At 71.1% G+C, this 20,174-nt stretch carries 19 protein-coding genes; 14 read left to right on the top strand and 5 right to left on the bottom strand.

Features of this window, described 5'->3' with window-relative positions:
- Positions 1-98 precede the first annotated feature (98 nt).
- From DEJ09_RS07635 to DEJ09_RS07660, 6 genes are all read left to right on the top strand, one after another.
- Complete coding sequence (locus tag DEJ09_RS07635; RefSeq protein WP_071406322.1) at positions 99-845, top strand: sugar phosphate isomerase/epimerase; 747 nt, start codon at positions 99-101, stop codon at positions 843-845.
- Complete coding sequence (locus tag DEJ09_RS07640; protein ID WP_111038093.1) at positions 842-1,993, top strand: Gfo/Idh/MocA family protein; 1,152 nt, start codon at positions 842-844, stop codon at positions 1,991-1,993. The genes DEJ09_RS07635 and DEJ09_RS07640 overlap by 4 nt, the downstream gene beginning before the upstream one ends.
- 114 nt (positions 1,994-2,107) lie before the next feature.
- A complete protein-coding gene (locus DEJ09_RS07645; protein WP_111038092.1) occupies positions 2,108-3,409 on the top strand; it encodes a sugar ABC transporter substrate-binding protein in 1,302 nt (433 codons plus the stop codon).
- A gap of 216 nt (positions 3,410-3,625) precedes the next feature.
- Positions 3,626-4,621: a carbohydrate ABC transporter permease gene (locus DEJ09_RS07650; protein WP_017888646.1), complete on the top strand. Its 996-nt coding sequence runs from the start codon at positions 3,626-3,628 to the stop codon at positions 4,619-4,621.
- Entirely contained in the window at positions 4,614-5,453 is an 840-nt protein-coding gene (locus DEJ09_RS07655) for a carbohydrate ABC transporter permease (RefSeq protein WP_017888647.1), read from the top strand. The genes DEJ09_RS07650 and DEJ09_RS07655 overlap by 8 nt, the downstream gene beginning before the upstream one ends.
- A gap of 165 nt (positions 5,454-5,618) precedes the next feature.
- Positions 5,619-6,572, top strand: coding sequence for a biopolymer transporter Tol (locus DEJ09_RS07660; protein WP_111088108.1), 954 nt, complete (start codon positions 5,619-5,621; stop codon positions 6,570-6,572).
- Between the two features lie 148 nt (positions 6,573-6,720).
- On the opposite strand, the gene DEJ09_RS07665 is transcribed toward DEJ09_RS07660, so the two are convergent.
- Positions 6,721-7,398, bottom strand: coding sequence for an ABC transporter ATP-binding protein (locus DEJ09_RS07665; protein WP_027466375.1), 678 nt, complete (start codon positions 7,396-7,398; stop codon positions 6,721-6,723).
- A 101-nt stretch (positions 7,399-7,499) separates the two neighbouring features.
- The gene (locus DEJ09_RS07670) at positions 7,500-9,047 is read right to left on the bottom strand and encodes an ABC transporter permease (RefSeq protein ID WP_111088109.1); all 1,548 of its coding nucleotides are present in this window, start codon (positions 9,045-9,047) and stop codon (positions 7,500-7,502) included.
- 169 nt (positions 9,048-9,216) lie between these two features.
- Here DEJ09_RS07670 and DEJ09_RS07675 point away from each other — a divergent pair, with 169 nt between their 5' ends.
- The 6 genes from DEJ09_RS07675 to DEJ09_RS07700 are packed head-to-tail and all read left to right on the top strand — an operon-like array spanning position 9,217 to position 14,547.
- A complete protein-coding gene (locus tag DEJ09_RS07675; protein WP_258373832.1) occupies positions 9,217-10,665 on the top strand; it encodes an oligosaccharide flippase family protein in 1,449 nt (482 codons plus the stop codon).
- On the top strand, positions 10,649-11,434 hold the full coding sequence (locus DEJ09_RS18080) for a sugar phosphate nucleotidyltransferase (protein ID WP_181433300.1): 786 nt from the start codon (positions 10,649-10,651) through the stop codon (positions 11,432-11,434). The genes DEJ09_RS07675 and DEJ09_RS18080 overlap by 17 nt, the downstream gene beginning before the upstream one ends.
- 54 nt (positions 11,435-11,488) lie before the next feature.
- The gene (locus DEJ09_RS07685; RefSeq protein WP_181433301.1) at positions 11,489-12,124 is read left to right on the top strand and encodes an SIS domain-containing protein; all 636 of its coding nucleotides are present in this window, start codon (positions 11,489-11,491) and stop codon (positions 12,122-12,124) included.
- Positions 12,121-13,095, top strand: a complete 975-nt coding sequence (locus DEJ09_RS07690) for a hypothetical protein (RefSeq protein WP_181433302.1) — start codon at positions 12,121-12,123, stop codon at positions 13,093-13,095. Before DEJ09_RS07685 ends, DEJ09_RS07690 begins: the two co-directional genes overlap by 4 nt.
- Entirely contained in the window at positions 13,079-13,672 is a 594-nt protein-coding gene (locus DEJ09_RS07695) for an HAD-IIIA family hydrolase (protein WP_181433303.1), read from the top strand. The genes DEJ09_RS07690 and DEJ09_RS07695 overlap by 17 nt, the downstream gene beginning before the upstream one ends.
- A complete protein-coding gene (locus DEJ09_RS07700) occupies positions 13,669-14,547 on the top strand; it encodes a glycosyltransferase family 2 protein (protein WP_111088114.1) in 879 nt (292 codons plus the stop codon). Before DEJ09_RS07695 ends, DEJ09_RS07700 begins: the two co-directional genes overlap by 4 nt.
- Before the next feature lie 5 nt (positions 14,548-14,552).
- Here DEJ09_RS07700 and DEJ09_RS07705 read toward each other — a convergent pair whose 3' ends face one another.
- Genes DEJ09_RS07705 through DEJ09_RS07715 form a run of 3 tightly spaced genes read right to left on the bottom strand, consistent with a single transcriptional unit; the run spans position 14,553 to position 17,646 of the window.
- Entirely contained in the window at positions 14,553-15,263 is a 711-nt protein-coding gene (locus DEJ09_RS07705) for a glycosyltransferase family 2 protein (RefSeq protein WP_181433304.1), read from the bottom strand.
- Positions 15,260-16,615: a bifunctional PIG-L family deacetylase/class I SAM-dependent methyltransferase gene (locus tag DEJ09_RS07710; RefSeq protein WP_258373827.1), complete on the bottom strand. Its 1,356-nt coding sequence runs from the start codon at positions 16,613-16,615 to the stop codon at positions 15,260-15,262. Before DEJ09_RS07710 ends, DEJ09_RS07705 begins: the two co-directional genes overlap by 4 nt.
- Positions 16,612-17,646, bottom strand: a complete 1,035-nt coding sequence (locus DEJ09_RS07715; RefSeq protein ID WP_111088117.1) for an acyl-CoA dehydrogenase family protein — start codon at positions 17,644-17,646, stop codon at positions 16,612-16,614. Before DEJ09_RS07715 ends, DEJ09_RS07710 begins: the two co-directional genes overlap by 4 nt.
- A 103-nt stretch (positions 17,647-17,749) precedes the next feature.
- On the opposite strand from DEJ09_RS07715, the gene DEJ09_RS07720 reads away from it, so the two are divergent.
- Together DEJ09_RS07720 and DEJ09_RS07725 are read left to right on the top strand one after the other, a co-directional pair.
- Complete coding sequence (locus DEJ09_RS07720) at positions 17,750-18,490, top strand: response regulator transcription factor (protein WP_017888661.1); 741 nt, start codon at positions 17,750-17,752, stop codon at positions 18,488-18,490.
- Positions 18,487-20,019: a cell wall metabolism sensor histidine kinase WalK gene (locus DEJ09_RS07725; RefSeq protein WP_111088118.1), complete on the top strand. Its 1,533-nt coding sequence runs from the start codon at positions 18,487-18,489 to the stop codon at positions 20,017-20,019. Before DEJ09_RS07720 ends, DEJ09_RS07725 begins: the two co-directional genes overlap by 4 nt.
- Positions 20,020-20,174: the final 155 nt, after the last annotated feature.

The following is a 20,174-nucleotide window of genomic DNA, read 5'->3' on the forward strand; positions in this document are numbered from 1 at the left end:
CGACATTCCTCGGACTTCTGCTTGACCGCCGACAAAAGTGCTCGTAGTGTGACGATCGGTCAGTGACGACCGCACCATCTCGACGAGGAGAACCCCTGGTGACCCAACCGCTCTCGGTCCAGCTCTACACGGTCCGCGATGCCCTCAGTGCCGATCTGCCCGGCACCCTGCAGCGCATCGCAGACATCGGCTACACGAACGTCGAGGCCTTCGGCTTCGTCGACAACGCCGACGAACTCGCCGCCGCCCTCCGCGACGCCGGCCTCGCCGCCCCGAGCGGCCACGCCCGTCTGCTGGACGCCGGCGAGCAGGACCTCGAGCGCATCTTCCACGCCTCCACCACCCTCGGCTTCGGGACCCTCATCGACCCGCACATCGACGAGTCCCGCTGGACCACCCGCGAGGACGTCGAGGCGATCGCCCGCGAACTCAGCGCCCTCGCCCCGCGCGCCGCCGACCACGGTCTGGTGCTCGGCTACCACAACCACGCGTTCGAGTTCTCGAACCGCATCGACGGCGTCAGCGCCTACGAGGTCTTCGCCGACGCCCTGTCCGACGACGTCGTGCTCGAGCTCGACACCTACTGGGTGCAGGTCGGCGGGGACGACCCGGTCGCGGTCATCGGCAAGTACGGCGACAAGGTCCAGTTCCTGCACGTCAAGGACGGCGACGGCTCGCACGACGACAAGCAGCAGGTCGCCGTCGGCAACGGCATCATGCCGATCCGCGACATCATCGCCGCGGCGCCCGACGCACTGCACGTCGTCGAGCTCGACGACCACGAGGGTGACGTCTTCCAGGCCGTCGCCGACTCCTACACGTTCCTCGAGGGGGCCCGCGCATGACCGACACCACGACCGCCGCTGCACCGGCCACCGACAGCACCACCCGCACCGGCCCGGTCGGCGTCGGCGTCATCGGCGCCGGGGTCATCTCGGACCAGTACCTGTCGAACCTCACCGTCTTCCCCGACGTGACCGTCCGCTTCATCGCCGACATCGACCTGCCGCGCGCCGCCGCCCAGGCCGAGAAGTGGGGCGTCCCCGGATCGGGCACCGTCGAGGAGCTCCTGGCCGACGACGACATCGAGATCGTCGTGAACCTGACGATCCCGGCCGCCCACGTCGAGGTCGCGCTGCAGGCCCTGGCCGCCGGCAAGCACGTCTGGGGCGAGAAGCCCTACGCCCTCGACCGTGCCAGCGCCGCGGAGCTCCGCGACGCCGCGGCCGCCGCGGGCAAGACCGTCAGCGTCGCCCCGGACACGTTCCTCGGCGCCGGCCTGCAGACTGCGCTCCGCACCATCCGCGACGGCCGCATCGGGACGCCCCTGAACGGCCTGACGCTCTTCCAGAGCCCCGGACCCGAGTCGTGGCACCCGAGCCCCGAGTTCCTCTTCGCGTACGGTGCCGGTCCGCTGTTCGACATCGGCCCGTACTACATCACCACCCTCGTCCAGACGTTCGGACCGGTGAAGAAGGTCACGGCGACGGCGTCGAAGTCCCGCGCCACGCGCACCATCGGCTCCGGGCCGAAGGCCGGCACCGAGTTCCCGGTGGACGTCCCGACGAACCACTCCGCGCTGATCGAGTTCGAGAACGGCGGGAGCGCGCAGAGCGTCTTCTCGTTCGAGTCCGACCGCGGCCGCACCGGCTTCGTGGAGATCGCTGGGGAGACCGGCACCGTCGTGTTCCCGGACCCGAACAACTTCGACGGCGACACCGAGCTGTACGCCCTCGGTTCCGAGGAGCCCGAGACGATCCCCGCGGTCGGCTCCACCTACTCGCGTGGCACCGGCGTGGTCGACCTGGCCCGCTCGCTGCGGGCCGGCGACGAGAACCGCGTCCCCGGTGCGCTCGCCTTCCACGTCCTCGACGTGATGGTCTCCATCGCCGAGGCGGCAGAACGTGGCGAGGCGGTGCTCGTCGAGAGCACCGTGTCGCCCTCCCCGACCCTCCCCGAGGGCTGGGACCCCGCGGAACGCACCCTGGCCTGACCGCCGGGGCGCTGCCCGCAACCCACAGCAGCACCCGACCAGCACCATCCGCAGCACCAGCTCCACCTCTGCACCATCCCCTGCACCATCTCAACGACGAGAAAGTAGAGAGTCATGCGCACTGCCATCCGCGCACTGGCCATCACCGCGGCCGCCGCACTCACCGTGTCCGGCCTCGCAGCCTGCTCCTCCGGATCGTCCGGCGACTCCGGCGACTCCAAGACGCTCACCTACTGGGCGTCCAACCAGGGCACGTCCCTGCAGAACGACAAGGAGGTGCTGACCCCCGTCCTCAAGAAGTTCACCAAGGAGACCGGGATCAAGGTCGACCTCCAGGTCATCGGCTGGAACGACCTGCAGAACAAGATCCAGACCGCCGTCACCTCGGGCCAGGGCCCGGACGTCGTCAACATCGGCAACACCTGGGCGACCTCGCTCCAGGCCACCGGCGCCTTCCAGGAGTTCGGTGACGCCGAGATGAAGGCGATCGGCGGCGAGGACAAGTTCGGCAAGGTCGCCCTGTCCACCGGTGGCGCGCCCGACAAGACGGTCACGAGCGTCCCGCTCTACGGCCTCGCGTACGGCCTGTACTACAACAAGAAGATGCTGTCGGACGCCGGCATCACCCCGCCCACCACGTGGGAGGAGATGGTCTCGGCCGCCGAGAAGCTGACCAAGGGTGACACCTACGGCTTCAGCCTCGCGGGCGGTTCGTACACCGAGAACTCGCACTTCGCGTTCATCAACTCGGCGCAGAACGGTGGCGAGTGGTTCGACAAGGACGGCAAGCCGACCTTCACCTCGAAGGCCAACGTCGACGGCATCAAGCGCTACCTCGACCTCATGCAGGACGCGAAGGTCGCCAACCCGTCGAACGCGCAGTACGACAACGCGACGCAGTCGACCACGGACTTCGCGAAGAAGAAGGCCGCGTTCATCCTCAACCAGAACAACGCGAACGCGACCATCGAATCGCTCGGCATGAAGTCGTCCGAGTACGGCGTCGTGGCGCTGCCCGCCCCGAGCGGTGGCGAGCAGATCGCGTCGTTCCCGGCCGGCATCAACCTGTCGGTGTTCAAGAACACGAAGAACAAGGACGGCGCGCTCAAGTTCGTCAAGTACATGACGAGCATGGACACGCAGACGACGCTGGACAAGCCGTACTCGGCCCTGCCGGTGCTCGCCGAGGCTGCTGACTCCGTCACGGACGAGCAGACGAAGACGTTCCTCGACATCTACAACAACAAGGCGAAGCCGCTCCCGCTGGTGCCCGCCGAGGACCAGTTCGAGTCCACGGTCGGCAAGGCGATGAACGACATGTTCGCCAAGATCGCGACCGGTTCCAAGGTCTCCGAGGCCGACATCAAGTCGGCCCTGCAGACCGCCCAGGACCAGGTGTCCCAGGCCGCCGGTTGATCCACCCTGGAGGCCCGGGTCGCGTCCGACGGACGCGCCCGGGCCTCCGCCCCTGACGTTCCAGGGCCGACCACCCGTCGGCCGTGAGGCACACGCCCCGGAGCCGACCACGCGTCGGCCGTGAGGCACACGCCCCACGCACCCCGCGCCTCCCGGCCGCTGCCACGGCCGCGCGGACCGCACCTGCACGCCCCTCCTGCCGAAAGGCCCCACCAGATGTCCACGACGGTCCTGCCCGACTCGGAGCGCATCGACCTGACGCACACGAAGGCCCCGACGATGTCGGGCCGTCCGCCAGGTCGCAAGCGCAAGACCCACTGGCTGCCCTACGCGCTCGTCGCGCCGGCCATCCTGTTCGAGCTGCTCATCCACATCGTCCCGATGCTCACCGGCATCTGGATCTCGTTCATCCAGCTCACCAAGTACTTCATCGCGAACTGGGGTGCCGCGCCCTTCGCCGGGTTCCGGAACTACCAGGTCGTCGTCGACTTCGACCAGGCGATCGGCCGCGGGGTCCTCAACTCGTTCCTCATCACGTGCGCCTTCACGGTCCTCGTGGTCGGGCTCTCCTGGACCTTCGGCATGGCCGCAGCCGTCGCGCTGCAGAAGCCGTTCGCCGGACGCGGGCTCTTCCGCACCCTGTTCCTCGTGCCCTACGCGCTGCCGATGTACGCCGGCGTCATCACCTGGAAGTTCATGTTCCAGCGGGACTCGGGGGCCCTGAACCACCTGCTCGTCGACCAACTCGGGCTGTTCGGCGGCAACGCCCCGTTCTGGCTCATCGGCAACAACGCCTTCGTGGCCGTCGTCGTCGTGGCGATCTGGAAGACCTGGCCGTTCGCGTTCCTGATGCTCATGGCCGGCCTGCAGTCGGTGCCGAACGACGTGTACGAGGCCGCCTCGGTCGACGGCGCCAAGCCGTTCCGCCAGTGGCGCTCGATCACCCTGCCGATGGTCCGCCCCGTCAACGTGACGCTCGTGCTCGTGATGTTCCTGTGGACGTTCAACGACTTCAACACGCCGTTCGTGCTGTTCGGCTCGACCGCGCAGCCACCCGCCGCGGACCTGCTGAGCTTCCACATCTACAACGCGTCGTTCATCACCTGGAACTTCGGTTCCGGTGCCGCGATGAGCGTCCTGCTCCTGCTCTTCCTGCTCGTCGTCACCGGCATCTACCTCGCCGTGACCAACCGGAGGTCCGTCCGTGCGTGAGACAACTGGCGCCAAGTCCTTCAAGATCATCACCCTGGTCGTCCTGACGCTGTTCACGGTCGTGCCGCTCTACGTGATGATCACCACGGCCATCAAGCCCCTCGGCGACGTGCAGGACAACTTCACGTGGATCCCGTCGCGGATCACCTTCCAGCCGTTCATCGACATGTGGTCGACGGTGCCGCTCGGTCGGTACTTCATCAACTCGCTCGTGGTCTGCACGGTGGCGACGGTGTTCTCGCTGATCATCGCGACGTTCGCCGCCTACGGTGTCTCGCGCTGGAACTTCAAGGGCAAGAGCACCTTCACCACCGCGGTGCTCTCCACGCAGATGTTCCCCGGCGTGCTGTTCCTGCTGCCGCTGTTCCTGATCTTCACGAACCTCGGCAACACCCTGGGCATCCAGCTCGTCGGGTCGTGGCTCGGTCTGATCATCACGTACCTGACGTTCACGCTCCCGTTCTCGATCTGGATGCTGGCCGGGTACTTCGAGACCATCCCGCGCGAACTCGACGAGGCCGCGATGGTCGACGGTTCGGGCCCGATGGGCGCGCTGTTCCGGGTCATCCTGCCGTCGGCCCGTCCGGGTCTGGTGGCGGTCGGGATCTACTCGTTCATGACGGCCTGGGGTGAGGTCCTCTTCGCCTCGGTCATGACGAACGGCCTCGGCTCGACCCTGGCGGTCGGTCTGCAGCAGTACTCGACGCAGACGAACGTGTACTGGAACCAGGTCATGGCGGCGTCCCTCGTCGTGTCGATCCCGGTCGTGGCCGCGTTCCTCGTGGTCCAGCGCCAGTTCGTCGCCGGCCTGACCGCGGGTGCCGTGAAGTAGGCGGAGGCCCCCTTCCGCAAGACCCCTTCCGCAAGACACCGGTGTTCACGCTCGACGCCCCCGCATGACGGGGTGTGCAGCGCGAACACCGGTGTTTTGCCGTTCCCCACCCGACGACCTACCGACCCGACCACCCGACCACCCGACGACCGACAGGATGGAACCATGAGCGACGAGACCCGCGGGCGGCAGCTGCTGCCCGGACAGACCAGCCGCGTGCACGTGTACGACGTCGAGTCCCGCACCTCGCGGCTCGTGTTCGAGTCGGCCACGGTGCTCGTCGAGGCGCCGAACGTCCTGGACGCCGAGACCCTGGTGCTCAACGGCGACGGCGACCTGTGGCTGCTGCGACTGCCGTCGGCCGACAGTGGCACCGGCACCGTGCTCGACGAGACGGCGCTCGTGCCGGTGCCGATGGACGGCGTCGACGAGATCAACAACGACCACGTGCTCGACCCGTCCGGCAGCTCCATCGTGGTGAGCGCCCGCGACGGCGAGCTCTACCGCGTCCCGCTGCCCGAGGGCGGCCCCGCGACCCGGATCACCGACGTCGCAGCGGCCCTGCCCACCAAGCGCAAGTTCTACCTGCACGGCATCGCCCCCGACGGCAGCGCGCTCGCCGCCATCGTGGGGGAACTGTCCGAGGACAGCGTCTGGACGACCGACGTCGCGATGGTCGACCCGGAGACCGGCGAGCCGACGTTCGTCACCCGGGACGAGCACCCCGACGACGGCTGCACCATCAGTCCGGCCGGCGGGATCCTGCTCTGGAACACCGAGCGGTTCACCCCCGGCACCGCGCAGCTGGCCGTGCGCTGGCCCGGGCACGACAGCCCCGTCCGCCTGACGAACGACGACCGGGTGAACTGGTTCCCGCACCTGTCCCCGGACGCCGCACACCTGCTCTACCTGTCGTACGAACCTGGCGTGCAGGGCCACCCGGCCGACCACCGCGTCGAGCTCCGGCTGCTGCCGGGGTCGCTCGTCCGCGGCGCTAGGATCGCGGTCCAGCCGGAGACCCTGGTGGCACTCGACGGCGGCCAGGGGACGGTCAACGTGCCGCCGTGGGCCCCGGACTCGACGTGGTTCGCGTACTGCGACTACCCGGTGGCGGGGTAGCGGGAGCGGCACCGGTCGCGGGGCCCGGCGGCGTCTTCACGCGCTGAGCGACAGTCCACGCTCCGCCGGAGGCGTGGACTGTCGCTCAGCGCGAAACGCGATCGGACGCCCCGCGCCTGCCCGCGCGCCTGCGCCTGCGCCCGCCCCGCTAGACCTCGCGGACCTGCCCCTGCTTGATGTGCAGGCGCCGCTCGGCACGCTTCGCGACCCACGAGTCGTGCGTGACGATGACGACGGTCAGGCCGCGCTCCCGCCACTGCTTCTCGATGAGCGCCATGATCTCGTCGCGGGTCGACTCGTCGAGCGCACCCGTCGGCTCGTCGGCGAGCAGCACGCTCGGGTTCTTCACCAGCGCCCGGGCGATCGCCACGCGCTGCTGCTGACCGCCGGACAGCTCGGCCGGCAGGTGCTCCATCCGCTCACCCAGACCGACCTCGCGGAGCGCGGCGACCGCACGCTCGCGGACCTCGCTCCGCGACCGGTTCGCGAGCGACCCCGCGAACGCCGTCTCGACGTTCTCGAGCGCCGTCAGCGTCGGGATCAGGTTGAAGCTCTGGAACACGAAGCCGATCTCGGTCGCCCGCAGGTCGGTCAGCGCGCCGTCGCCGAGCTTCGCCACGTCGCGGTCGCCACCGAGGTGGATCGACCCGGCACTCGGCCGGTCGAGCGCTCCGAGCATCTGCAGCAGGGTCGACTTCCCGCCGCCGGTCGGCCCCTGGACGGCCACGAGTTGCCCCTGCGGGATCGTCAGGTGGACGTTCGTCAGGGCGGTGACGGTCCGGTTCTTCTGCTTGTAGGTCTTGCTGACGTTCGTCAGCCGGTACATCGGACTGGAGGCACGGCTCGCCTCCGCCTCGCCGGTCGCGGTGTCGGTGCTGGTCACGGTTGCTCCTGTCGTCGGTTCGGTCGTGTCGGTGCGGCCGGGCATCAGGCCACGCTCCGGAGCGCCTCGGCCGGACGGAGCCGGCTCGCACGCCAGCCGCCGAGCGCGCCGGCGATGAGGCCGCCGAGGATCGCGAGGCCGATCGCCAGCAGGATGATCTCGACGGTCACCGGGGCGTGCAGGACCACGTCGGTCGTCGACGCGGTGCTCGCGCCGCCGCCGAAGCCCCTGGCCGGCGCACCGCCCGTCGTGCCGCTGCCCGCGGCCGCGGTCGCTGCGCCGCCGGGCATGCCACCACCGCCACCGGCACCCCCGCCGGTCGTGCTCGAGGCGCTCGCTGAGATCGTCGGACTGATGACGTTCACGACGAGGATGCCGATCAGGCCGGCCGCGGCGCCGAGCACGCCGCCGATCAGGCCCTGCACCAGGGACTCACCGGCCACCTGTCGGGTGATGCGGCCGTTCGACCAGCCGATCGCCTTGAGGGTCCCGAACTCGCGGGTGCGGCGGGTCACGCCGGAGATCGTGAAGAGGATCGCGATGAGGAACGCCGCGGCGAGCACCACGATCGACAGCCACTTGCCGAGGTTCGAGACCAGGCTCGACGCGGTGCTGAGCGACCCGGACACGCTCGAGGCCAGGTCGGCCTCGGTGGAGACGGTGGCGCTCGTCAGCTTCGCCTGCAGAGCGGACTTGATCGTGCTGACGTCGGACGAGGACTCGGCGGAGACGTAGATCGAGGTGACCTTGCCGTCGAGGTCGGCCAGCGCTTGCGCGGTGTCGAGCGGGATGTAGGTGTTCGAGCCCGTGGTCGAGGCCGAGCCGGTGGAGCTGACGATGCCGATGACGGTGAAGTCGGTGCCGCCGATGTCGACGGTGTCGCCGACCGCCTTGGACTCGCTCTTCGCGTACGACGCATCGAGCACGACGACGTCCTTGCCCGCGTCCTTCGCGGCGAAGGTGCGCCCCTTCGTGAGCTCGGTGCTCGTGAGCGGACCGACCGTCGCGCCGGACACCGGGATGCCGGTCACCGTGAACGAGTCGACGCTGAACGACCCACCGCCGAACCCGCCGCCACCGCCGGTGTCCCCGCTCGGCGGGCCCTGCTGGGTGGTGCTGTCGCTGCTGGAGTCGCTGCTGCTGTCCGTGCTGCTGTTGTCGGTCGACTGCTGCTGGACCTGGCCGGAGAACGTGCTGTTCTCGAGGGTCAGGACACCCGTAGCGGCCTTGACGCCGTCGGTGCTCGTGATCGTGGACAGGTTCGCGGCGTTCAGGGTGCTCGTGCCGCGCGCGACCGCGAGCCGCGACTGCGCCAGGTCGGTCGAACCGCTCTCGTCGTCGCTGTCGCCTTGGCTGCCGAAGTCGAAGCTCGGACGCCCGCCGTTCGTCGACGCCGTCGCGGTCTTGGTGACGGTGATGTCGGTGCCGACGCCGTACACGGACTGCAGGACGCTCGACTGCGCTGCCTGCACGCCAGCCGAGATCGACGACACGATCACCACGAGGGCGATGGCCAGGGCCATCCCGATCGCGATGATGACCGTCTGCTTCTTGCGGTTCGTGAGTTCGCGCCTGAGGTAGGTCAGGAACATGGTTCTCCTCGGTGGTGGCCGGCTGGGGTCACCGGCCGCGCAGAGCACGCGGCGGGGCCGACGGAGGAGAAGCTAGGCAGCGTTGTTGTGGCGAGCACTGTTGCTTCCGATGAACCGTGTAAGCGAATCGATGTCGTTTGCCGACACGTGATATTCTGCATATGTGACGATGGTTCGGAGTGGGGTGTTCAGCATCGCCGGAACCACGTTCCGGGCTTCCGTGCAGATCGTCTCGAACGTGGTCGTGGCCCGCGTGTTGGGGCCGGACGCCTACGGTCTCGCCGCAGCGGTCCTCGCGCTCGGTGTCGTCCTCGAGCTGGTACGGAACAGTGGGTTCGCCGCGGTCGTCCTCCGCTCCGGTGTCCATCCGGCGGACGTCCACGTCGCGCTCCACCGCGCCAGTGCCGCGACGGGGCTCCTGCTGGGGGGTCTCGTCGCCGTCGCTGGACTCCTGGTCCGCGGGGCGTTGCCGTCCTCGCCCTCCGGTGGGCTGCTCCTCGCGGTCGCGGTGGCCTTCCCACTCGCCGGCTTCGTCGCCGTCCCGATCGCTGCGATGGTGCGCGACCACGAGATGGGGCGGGTCGCACTCGTCGAGTCGATCGCCGTGGTGCTCGGTTCCGTCGTGTCGATCGGTCTCGCACTCGCCGGCGCCGGGCCCGTCGCGATGGTGGCGCAGGTGGTGGCCGTGTGGGCCGTCATCACGGTCGGCGTCGTCGTCCTGCGTCGGGTTCCCCGCGGCGTTGCGGCATCGTGGCGATCGGTCCGGACCATGGCCGCGCTCGCGCGGGACGTGTCGTTGGTCCAGGTGGTCTCGCTCGTCGCGCGGGCGGGTGACCGCGTGCTGGTGGCCGTGCTCTTCGGTCCGGCGGCATCCGGCCTGTACGTCCAGGCCATGCAGCTGATGACCCTGCCACTGGACCAGATCGGGGCGGCTGTCCAGCGCATCGCGATCCCGGCGATGGTCGGCGTCGACGCCGTCGTGCTCCGCAACCGGTTCCGACGACTCGTCGGCACGGTGACGCTCCTGGCCTGGCCGGTCCTCGCCGTACTCGGAGTGCTCGCCGACCCGATCGTCCGCCTGCTGTTCGGGGTCGAGTGGCTCGGCTCGGCCGCGCTCTTGCCGTTCCTCGTCGTCGCGGGCGGAGCGCAGGCGCTCGGGTTCGCTGCCGTCTGGTACTTCATCGCCAGCGGCCGTTCAGGGCGACAGGTCCGCTGGGCACTGGTCACCCAGCCGGCCGTCGTCGGTGCCCTCGTGCTCGGCACCGTCTGGGGGCCGACGGGCATGGCCGCGGCGTACGCGATCGCCTGTACCTGTCTCGTGGTGCCGGCCTTCCTGGTGGCGACGCGGGGCTCCGGACTGCGGGTGCGCGACCTCGGCCTCCCCGTCCTCCCCGCAGCTGCGGCCACGAGCGCCGCGGTCCTCGTCTCGGCCACGGGCCGGGGCAGCGTCGGTGCTGATCCCATCGGCTCCGTGCTCCTGCCCGGCCTCCTCGGAGCGCTGGCGGCGCTGCTCGTCGCCCTCGTGTTCCCCGACGTCCGGTCGGCCCTGCCCCGTCGGCGCCGTCGACCTCCCCGTTCCCGTCCCAGGAAGGCGCTCGCTCGTGGCCCAGTTCCCTGATCCCGTCACCCCGGTCCCACCCGTACGGACGGCCGTCATCCCCGCTGCCGGCCGGGGCGCCCGACTCGGTCGCCTGACGCGTGCGATCCCGAAGGAGCTGCTGCCACTCGGCGACCGGCCGACGCTGGACATCGTGGTCGACGAACTGATCGGCGCCGGGATCGACCGCATCGTCCTCGTCACGCGGCCGGACAAGACGGGGCTGAACGACTACGTCACGGACGTCCTCCGGCCGGAAGCCCGAGCTCGTGGCATCGAGCTGGAGACCTGTCTCCAGACCGCCGGGCCGGGCAACGGGGGAGCGATCCTGTCGGCTGCGACACGGGTGCACGACGAGTCCTTCCTCGTGCTCTGGGGTGACGAGGTCGTCTTCGGCGAGAACCGCAGCGCCGTCGTCCTCGACCGTCACCGCAGCACCGGACTCCCCGTCATCGCAGTCGTGCGGGCGCCTCGTGCGGCGCTCCGGCGCTGCGGTGTCGCCCGCGTGGACCCCGGCGGGAGGGTCGTGGAACTCGTCGAGAAGCCGGTCGACCCACCCGTCGACGGGCTCGCTTCGGTCGGCGGGTACGTGGTCACGCCCGCGGTGCTCGGTGCGCTCCGCGACGTCGCCCCCGCGGCCGACGGGGAGCTCTACCTCAGTGCTGCGCTCGGGGCGCTCGCACTCGGCGGCGGCGTGCGGGCCGCGGAGATCCACGGCGACTGGCACGAGACCGGGTCGATCGACGGCTACACGGCCGCGTTCGCCGCAGCGGTTGCCATCACACGTTGATATTTTGCATGTGCAATAGGTATGCTGGCTGTCGTCATCGAACGAAGGACAGCCATGCTCACCACCACAGCCCCTGACCTGCGGGCCGCCGCGCAGATCGTCGAGGCGTACTCCGTCCAGATCGACCGGTTCGCCCGTCGGTTCCCCGTCGACGAGATCGCGCGCATCGCGGCCGTGCTCGTCAACGCGCACCGCGACGGACGCTCGGTCTACGTCTTCGGCAACGGGGCCTGCGCGGCGTTGGCGAGCCACATGGCGGCCGACCTCGCGAAGAGCCTGGCTCCGACCCGGCAGGCCGACCCGCTCGCTCCGGTCGCCGAGCGGCTCCGGATCCTCGCACTGACCGACAACGCAGCCATGATGACCGCCGTCGGCAACGACTTCGACTACGACGACGTCTTCCTCGAGCAGCTGCGGGTCCTCATGCGCACCGGGGACGTCGTGTTCGGCCTCAGCGCCTCCGGGGGGTCCACCAACGTGCTGCGCGCGCTCGACTTCGCCCGCGACCGCGGTGCCGTCACACTCGCCTTCACCGGGGCGATGCAGGCACTCCCACCGATCCTCGACGTCGTCGACGTGGCCGCCGTGGTGCCGTCCTGCGACATCGACGTCATCGAGGACTTCCACGTCGCGTACCACCACGCGCTCACCAGGGCCTTCGTCGCCGGCGTCCAGGTCGCTCGCTCGTGATCATCGCTCGTTCACCGCTCCGCGTCTCCTTCTTCGGTGGGGGCAGCGACCTCCCCGCGTACTTCTCCGAGCAGCCCGGGTGTGTGGTCAGCACCACGATCGACCTCGCCGTCGAGACCGTCATCCGGCCCCGTGCACGTGGCGGGATCCGCGTCGCGACCGACGGTGTGCAGACGGTGGACACCCCGGCAGCCATCGAGCACGACTTCGTGCGCGAAGCCCTGCTGCACGACACCCCGGCGGTCCCGGTCGACGTCTCGATCCACTCCGACGTCCGGAGCTCCGGTACCGGCCTCGGGACATCGGGCGCGGTCGTCACCAGCCTGGTCGCGGGGCTGGCGGCACTCCGCGGTGTCGACCTCGAGCCGAGCGCGCTCGCCGCCACGGCCAGTGAGATCGAGATGATCCGGTGCGCGCGTCCGGTGGGGCTGCAGGACCAGACCGCGTCCGCCCACGGGGGACTCCGTCGGTACGACTTCGACACCGACGGTTCGACGATCGCGACGTCGATCGACATGCCGGCCAAGGCCCGACACGAACTCGAGTCGTCGCTCGTGCTGGTCGACACCCTCATCGGGCGGGATGCCGGGAAGCAACTCGGCCGCCAGGCCCGCACGATGTCGCAGCCGGGCGGAACGCGGGACCGCGTGACGCGGATGGTGGAGCTCGCCCGGGTGATGGGCGACGAGCTCGCCACCGGCCGCACGGACTCCTTCGGCCCCGCACTGCACGAGGCATGGATGCTCAAGGCCGAGGTGCTCGGAACGACAGCGAGCCCCGTCACCGACCTGTACGAGCACGGTCGCACGCTCGGGGCCACCGGCGGGAAGCTGCTCGGTGCCGGCGGTGGCGGACACATGCTGTTCGTCGTGCCCCCGTCCGAGCGTGCTGCGTTCGTCCGTGCCCTCGGTCCCGAACGGGTCGTCCCCTTCGCCTTCTCGGAGACCGGGACCCGTGTCCGTCTCGCGTGACCGCCACCGGTCGCTGGAACGGCACTCCGAACGGCCGCTCGACGGCGTCGACGCACTCTTCCTCGACCGGGACGGCGTGCTCGTCGTCGACCACGGGCACGTCGGGTCGCTCGATCGCACCGAGCTCGTCCCCGATGCGATCGAAGCGGCCGCGAGCGCCTGGCGCGACGGTGTCCCGGTGGTCGTCGTGACGAACCAGAGCGGCATCGCCCGAGGCTGGTACGACTGGTCCGGTTTCGACACCGTGAACGGGCACATCCGCCGAGCCATGCAGTCCCACGGCGCGGACGTCGACGTGATCGTCGGGAGTGCTCGGCTGCCCGGCGACCCGGACCCCTGGCGGAAGCCCGGACCCGGGATGGTCCTGGCAGCAGCAGCAGCGTTCGGCATCCGGCTCGCCGGATCGTGGATCGTCGGCGACCGGCCGTCCGACCTCGCCTGCGGTCGGGCCGCCGGGCTCGCCGGCGGTGTCCTCGTCGGTGACCTCCACGCCACGGGCGTGACCCCTGCCGCCGGGATCACCACGGCGGCCACGATGATCGGCGCGACGGCCGGTCGACGGGACCCCGCACGATGAGCGGCGTCGCACCGCAGCCCACGGTCGGCGTCGTCATCCCGGTCGGGCAGCGCACCACCGTCGAGCTCGGCCCGCAGTTCACGGCACTCGCCCGGCAGACGTGGACCGGACCCGTCGAGATCGTGGTCAGCTGCAACGGTGAACCCCGTCACCTGGTCGACGCGCGCATCGCGGCCGTGACGTGGCCGAGCGGCTGGACGGTCCGTTCCATCGACTCGTCCGCGATCCGAGGCGCTGCCCCGGCACGGAACGCCGGCTGGCGGTCGCTCCGTGCCGACCTCGTGCTGTTCTGCGACGCTGACGACGTCGTCGCTGACTCCTGGATCGAGGGGATGGTCCGGGGGTTGGCTGACGCCGGTGTCTGCACGGGGCCGCTGCTGCACGACGCACTGAACGATCCGTGGATGTGGGAAGCGCCCGAGCAGGCATGGCCGATCGTGCGGTTCGGGCACCTCCCGCACACGTCCGCTGCCAACCTCGGCATGCGGCGCACCGTCCTCGAGGCCACCGGTGGGTTCGACACGTCGCTCGGTGCCGCCGAGGACATCGACCTGGCATGGCGTGCGACGTACCTCGGGTTCCCGACGCACTTCGAGCCGTCCGCGTCGGTGCAGTACCGGCTCCGCCGAGGCACGCGGGAGCTGTTCCGGAACAACCGGCACTACGCGCGCTGGGACCGCGTCCTCGTCGACAAGCACCGAGCGCACGGTGCCGCCTGGCGCCCGCGCGAGGTCCTCCGTCACCTCCTCGCCACCGGGTGGGCGCTCGTCCGGGCTCCGTTCGGCCGGCGGCGACGACGTGCTGCGGCGATCCGCCTCGGGACGGTCGCCGGCTGGGTGGAGCGTTGGACCGGTCGGCGACCGACCTCCACCTAGGGCGGTCAGCCGACGTCGCCGTACCGCTGGCGCAGGTGCTCCGCGTAGCCGCCGGGCGTCCGGCCGGCGAAGCGCCCGCTCGTCACCACGGGCAGGTCGACGGTGGCGTCCACCCGGAAGCCGAGCGCCCGCGCCCGGGCCACCAGCCGCGCGTCCTCGTGCTCGGGCACGGGGTCGAACCCGCCGAGGCTGACGTACGCCGCGGCGAGCACGCCGAGGTTCGCGCCGTGCACGTGCCCGAGGGCAGCGCCGGGCGGGTGCGCCCGCGTCCAGCGGTCGAGCACCGCGGGCGCCAGGTCGTCCGGGTCGGGGACGACGGCACCGACGAGCACCTGCGCACCACCGGCGAGGGCGTCGGACTGCTGGACGAGCCACCGTTCGTGCACGCGCGAATCGGCGTCGGTGTGGGCGAGCCACCGGGCAGCCGGATCGCCGTCGTGGGCACGGAGCGCGTGCGTCGCCCCGATGGTCCGTGCCCGACCGACCCCGACACGCTCCGTGGTCAGGACGTCGACCGCGTACCGATCGACCACCGAAGCGGTGCCGTCCGTGCAGCCGTCGAGGACCACCGTGACGGCGGCTTCGACTCCGGGTCGCTCCGCGGCGAGCCGGTCGACGGCCACCAGGAGCGCGTCGAGGCACGCGGCGATCCGGTCCGCCTCGTCGTGCGCGGGGACGACGACGTCGATGCGTGCACGCGGTTCCGGTCCGGTCACCGGATGATCCCCTCGGCCCGGGCCACCGAGGTGACCGCCGGGCCGGGTAGGACGCTCAGGACGAAGTCCTCCTCCACGTGTCGGAGCAGAGCGGGACGCGGCCACCGTGCGGTCAGCCGCGCGTCCACCGCGTCACCGCTCGACACGGCCTCGTCGTCGGGGTGCCGCCAGTGGCAGGCCACGAGCACGCCGTCGTCGTCGAGCGACCCGAGCACACGATCGATCGTCGCGTCGAGGTCCGCTGGTGACAGGTAGTACCCGACCTCGGACATCACCACCAGGTCCCACCGCCCGTCCGGCCACTCCGCCGGCAGGGCAGCCTGCACGAACCGAGCGGTCGGGGCGCGGCGGGCAGCGCGCTCCAGCGGCGCCGCCGAGATGTCGGTGCCGAGGACGTCGTCCGCGCGGTCGGCGAGGGCAGCGGTCAGGACCCCGGTCGCGCAGCCGAGCTCGAGCGCCGACCGGTAGCGCGGGCGGGGGAGCGCCGCCAGCGTCACGGCCCGCTTGCGCTGCTCGTACCAGGACCCGTCGAAGTCCCACCCCTCGGGCTTCCGGTCGTAGTGGGCGTCGAACGACTCGCGCGACCGCGACGCGGCGGACCCCGGCGCGAAGAACCACTCCGTCGTCCGCAGGTGGTGGGCGGCGTGCCGGTCGTCGACGATCGCCTCGTCTCCCGGTGCGTCCGACAGGGGCCGGGTCTGCGACGGGTAGGCGTCGAGAGCGGCACGCTTCCGGGCGACGAGGTCGTCGGGCAGCGCGAGGGCCCGGACGTCGTCCCACGGGGCGAGGGAGTGGTCCGGGTCGTCCCAGTGCCAGGCCCAGATCGGGTACGCGAGCAGGTCGACGTCGGGGGCGCTCGCCGCAGTGGCCTGGGCGACCTCGCCCGCGATGCGGTGGTCGCGGTGCCCGTCCCCACGCCACGGCGCGACGAGCAGCACGGGGCGGGCGGCATCGGCGAGCACGGTGTCCAGGCTCTCGACGACACGGTCTCGGTGTTCACGGGTCGCGCCGTCCGGGATCCCCACCGAGGTCGACGTCACGTCGGGGTGCAGGGTGCGCAGGGCCGCCACGAACTCCGCGTCACGGGCGGTGGCGAGTGCCTCCGGGGTCGTCGTGGGGGAGTCCGGGTGGGAGCGCTCGCCGCGGGTGAGGAGCAGCACGTGCACGGGGACGCCGACCGCTGCAGCGGCCGCGATCAGCCCACCGGCGCCGAGGGTCTCGTCGTCGGGGTGGGGCGCGACGACCACCACCGACCCGGTACCGGCCAGGTCGATCGCCGGTGCGTCCAGGCCGTCGAGGAATCCCGTCCACGCCGCCGGGTCGGTGCCCGGCTCGCGGTGGTCGAAGCTCACCACGCGACACCGCCCCGCTCGAGCACCATCCGGCCGATGCGGGCGAGGTCCCGCGCGCCGTGGTCCTGCAGGACGTAGAGCTCGAGGTCGGCGACCCGCGCGGCGACTGCGGGGTCGGCGGTCAGTGGAGCCGGGCCGATCGTCGAGACCACCCGCTCGCGCACGGCGTCGACCGAACGGCGCACCCGCGACCGGACGGTCTGGGCGAGCAACCGCCAGTCGGTGTCGTCGGAGGCCGGGTCGGAGTCGTCGATCCGGGCGGCGGCGTCGGCGAGGGCGTCCTCCGCGTCGGCGAGGTCGGCCACGGTGGCGCCGAGGGCGGCCTGCAGCAGCTCGGACTCCGGGTGCGCCGACGCGGTGTCACGGAGCACCCGGGCGAGCCCGACTGCACCGCCCCACCAGCAGGCCGCGACGCCGATGCCGCCCCAGGCGAAGCCCGTGCGTCGCAGGTACCAGCCGGGCGCGCCGACGGGTCGTGCCCGGACGCCGTCGAAGTCGACCGGTCCGCTCGGCACGTCCGGCATCCCGCGTGCGACCCAGGAGTCGTCGTGCACGGTGACGCCGGGCTGTCGCAGGTCCACGGCGACGAGGACCCGCGCGTCACTCAGGTGCGCGGTGACCAGGGCGTGCGAGAGCGTCGAGGCGAGCGAGCACCACGGCTTCGTGCCGTGCAGCAGGACCGTGCCGTCCTGCTGTGGTGCGGCGTCGAGCCGGAGGCCCGGCCCCTCGGCCGCGAAGACGCCCCAGGTCGAGCCGTCCGGGGCGTCGACCCCGGCCTGCGTGAGGATCCCGAGCGCGTCCAGGTGCGGCTCGACGGTGCGGGCGGTGGCGACGTCCGCCGCGGCGACCGCGGCGAGCGTGCCGAAGAACCCGCCGGCCGTACCGGCGGACAGGGGTGGGGTGGTGGCGGCGACCGCCCGCGCGACCGTCAGGCGGTCCGTCGGTGGCGAGCCGGGCCTCCCGGTCGTCCGTTCGATCCGCGCGGTGTCCAGGTGCCGGGCCGACGGGGGCCAGGCTGCAGATCGCAACATGCTCCCAACGTACGGAGCGGCAGACGTGGACGTGTCCTCGATCCACAGAACGCACTGGGCCGCGCCACAGACGACTCATAGGAACTTCTCGATACTCGAAGACGTGACCATCTCCCAGCCCGCAGCAGCCCCGCGCCTCACGCGTGCCGACGGAACCCCGTTGCGCATCCTGGTCGTCGACGACGAAGCCAGCCTCACCGACCTGTTGTCCATGGCGCTCCGCTACGAGGGCTGGGACGTCAAGAGCGCGAACGGCGGGCAGGACGCCCTGACGACCGCGCGGGAGTTCAAGCCCGACGCGATGGTGCTCGACGTGATGATGCCGGACCTCGACGGGTTGCAGGTGCTGAGCCGGCTGCGGCAGAACAACGACGACACCCCGGTGCTGTTCCTCACCGCGAAGGACTCGGTCGAGGACCGCGTGACCGGGCTCACCGCGGGCGGCGACGACTACGTCACCAAGCCGTTCTCCCTCGAGGAGGTCGTGGCGCGGCTGCGTGGGCTCATCCGCCGCTCGCAGATCTCGATCTCCGAGGCCGGGGACTCCCGCATCGTCGTCGGCGACCTGGTGCTCGACGAGGAGTCGTACGAGGTGCACCGCGCCGGCCGCCCGATCGAACTGACCGCCACCGAGTTCGAGCTGCTCCGCTTCCTGATGCGGAACCCCCGTCGCGTGCTCTCGAAGGCGCAGATCCTGGACCGGGTGTGGTCGTACGACTTCGGCGGCAAGTCGTCGGTCGTCGAGATCTACATCTCCTACCTGCGCAAGAAGATCGACGCCGGTGAGACCCCGATGATCCACACGGTGCGCGGCGTCGGGTACGTCATCAAGCCGACCTCGTGACCCTGCGGCGCCGGCTCGTCCTGAGCATCGTCGCCCTTGTCGTCGCCGTCAGCGCGGTGATCGGCGGGGCGAGCCTCATCGCGCTCTTCTCGATCCAGACCAGCGCGATCGACAAGCAGATCACGAGCGCCACCCACCGGGCGCAGCGGTACCTGCAGCAGAACCAGTCGGGGCAGCCGAGCATCGACCTGTCCCGGCCGTCCGGGCAGGCCGCCGGCACCCTGACGGCGTACTTCGTCGACGGGCAGGTCGTCATCGCGAACGTGCTCGACGACTACGGCCGTCCGAGCGGGATCCCGCAGGCCAGCGCCGAGGCACTGGGGTCCGTCCGCGTGGACGCCGACCCGGAGACGATCGACCTCGGCTCGGACGTCGGGCGGTACCGCCTCGCCGCCGTCAACGTCGGCCCGGCCGTCCTGGTCGTGGGGCTCCCGATGGCCCCCGTCTACGACAGCGTCTGGAAGCTGTTCGCCGGGGTCCTCTCCGTCCTGGCAGCCGCACTGGTCGCCGGTTCGATCGTCGCGGCGTTCGTGGTCCGGCAGTCGCTCCGGCCGCTCGAGCGCGTCGCCGAGACCGCGTCCACCGTCGCGCGCATGCCCCTCGACCGCAGTGACGCCCTCGACGGTGTCCGCGTGCCCGACACCGACCCCCGCACCGAGGTCGGCCGGGTCGGCAGCGCGTTCAACCGCATGCTCGGGCACATCGGCAGTGCGATGCAGGCGCGGGAACGCTCGGAGCAGAAGGTGCGGCAATTCGTCGCCGACGCCTCGCACGAGCTCCGGACCCCGCTCGCCTCGGTGCGCGGGTACGCCGAACTCACCCGGCGCATGGGCGGCGACCTGCCGAAGGACGTCGTCTACGCCATGAGCCGCATCGAGTCCGAGTCCATCCGCATGACCTCGATGGTGGAGGACCTGCTGCTCCTCGCCCGGCTCGACGAAGGCCGCGAGATCCAGTTCGCCGAGGTCGACCTGACCGGACTGGTGCTCGACGCCGTGAACGACGCCCACGCCGCCTCGCCCGAACACCCCATCGAGGTCGACGTCCCGCCGGAGCCGGTCACCATCACGGGCGACGCCGCACGCCTGCACCAGGTCATCGTCAACCTCGTCACGAACGCCCGGACCCACACACCCGAGGGCACCCGCATCACGGTGGGCCTCGCCCCGGTCGACGGCGGCGTTGACCTGACCGTGCGCGACACCGGCCAGGGCATCGACCCGGAGTTCCTGCCGAAGCTGTTCGAGCGCTTCGCCCGGGCGGACAGTTCGCGGTCCCGCACGGTCGGGTCGACCGGCCTGGGGCTCGCCATCGTGGACGCGGTCGTGCAGGCGCACGGCGGCCGGGTCGAGGTCACGAGCGACCCGGGGGACACCGTGTTCACGGTGCACCTGCCCCGCGAGCCGGCTGCGGCTGCCGCCGGGGCCGGGGCCGGGGCCGGGGCCGTGGCTGTCGCGTCGTCGTCAGCTGACCCTGCCGGGTCCGCGGACTGGTCGGCGACACCCGCTGCGGTGGACCGGACCCACTGACGGTCGGGAGGCGCGGTGCGGGCCCGCCCCGCGCCTCCCGGCCGCTGTTTGGTGACGCCCATGGCGTCTGGTACAGTTCTCGAAGCCAAAGACCGCCGGATGTCGTGCTGCTCGCAACGTGTTTGTGAACATCGTGACCGAAGGTCCTCACTCGT

The organism is Curtobacterium sp. MCLR17_055 (genome assembly GCF_003234305.1).
GTDB classification, from domain to species: domain Bacteria; phylum Actinomycetota; class Actinomycetes; order Actinomycetales; family Microbacteriaceae; genus Curtobacterium; species Curtobacterium flaccumfaciens.

Bases quoted from the DNA above. Each gene is read 5' to 3' on its own strand.
- DEJ09_RS07670 (WP_111088109.1), bottom strand. From the start codon at position 9,047: ATGTTCCTGACCTACCTCAGGCGCGAACTCACGAACCGCAAGAAGCAG.
- DEJ09_RS07675 (WP_258373832.1), top strand. From the start codon at position 9,217: ATGGTTCGGAGTGGGGTGTTCAGCATCGCCGGAACCACGTTCCGGGCT.
- DEJ09_RS07645 (WP_111038092.1), top strand. From the start codon at position 2,108: ATGCGCACTGCCATCCGCGCACTGGCCATCACCGCGGCCGCCGCACTC.
- DEJ09_RS07685 (WP_181433301.1), top strand. From the start codon at position 11,489: ATGCTCACCACCACAGCCCCTGACCTGCGGGCCGCCGCGCAGATCGTC.
- DEJ09_RS07660 (WP_111088108.1), top strand. From the start codon at position 5,619: ATGAGCGACGAGACCCGCGGGCGGCAGCTGCTGCCCGGACAGACCAGC.
- DEJ09_RS07640 (WP_111038093.1), top strand. From the start codon at position 842: ATGACCGACACCACGACCGCCGCTGCACCGGCCACCGACAGCACCACC.
- DEJ09_RS07665 (WP_027466375.1), bottom strand. From the start codon at position 7,398: ATGTACCGGCTGACGAACGTCAGCAAGACCTACAAGCAGAAGAACCGG.
- DEJ09_RS07700 (WP_111088114.1), top strand. From the start codon at position 13,669: ATGAGCGGCGTCGCACCGCAGCCCACGGTCGGCGTCGTCATCCCGGTC.
- DEJ09_RS07650 (WP_017888646.1), top strand. From the start codon at position 3,626: ATGTCCACGACGGTCCTGCCCGACTCGGAGCGCATCGACCTGACGCAC.
- DEJ09_RS07715 (WP_111088117.1), bottom strand. From the start codon at position 17,646: ATGTTGCGATCTGCAGCCTGGCCCCCGTCGGCCCGGCACCTGGACACC.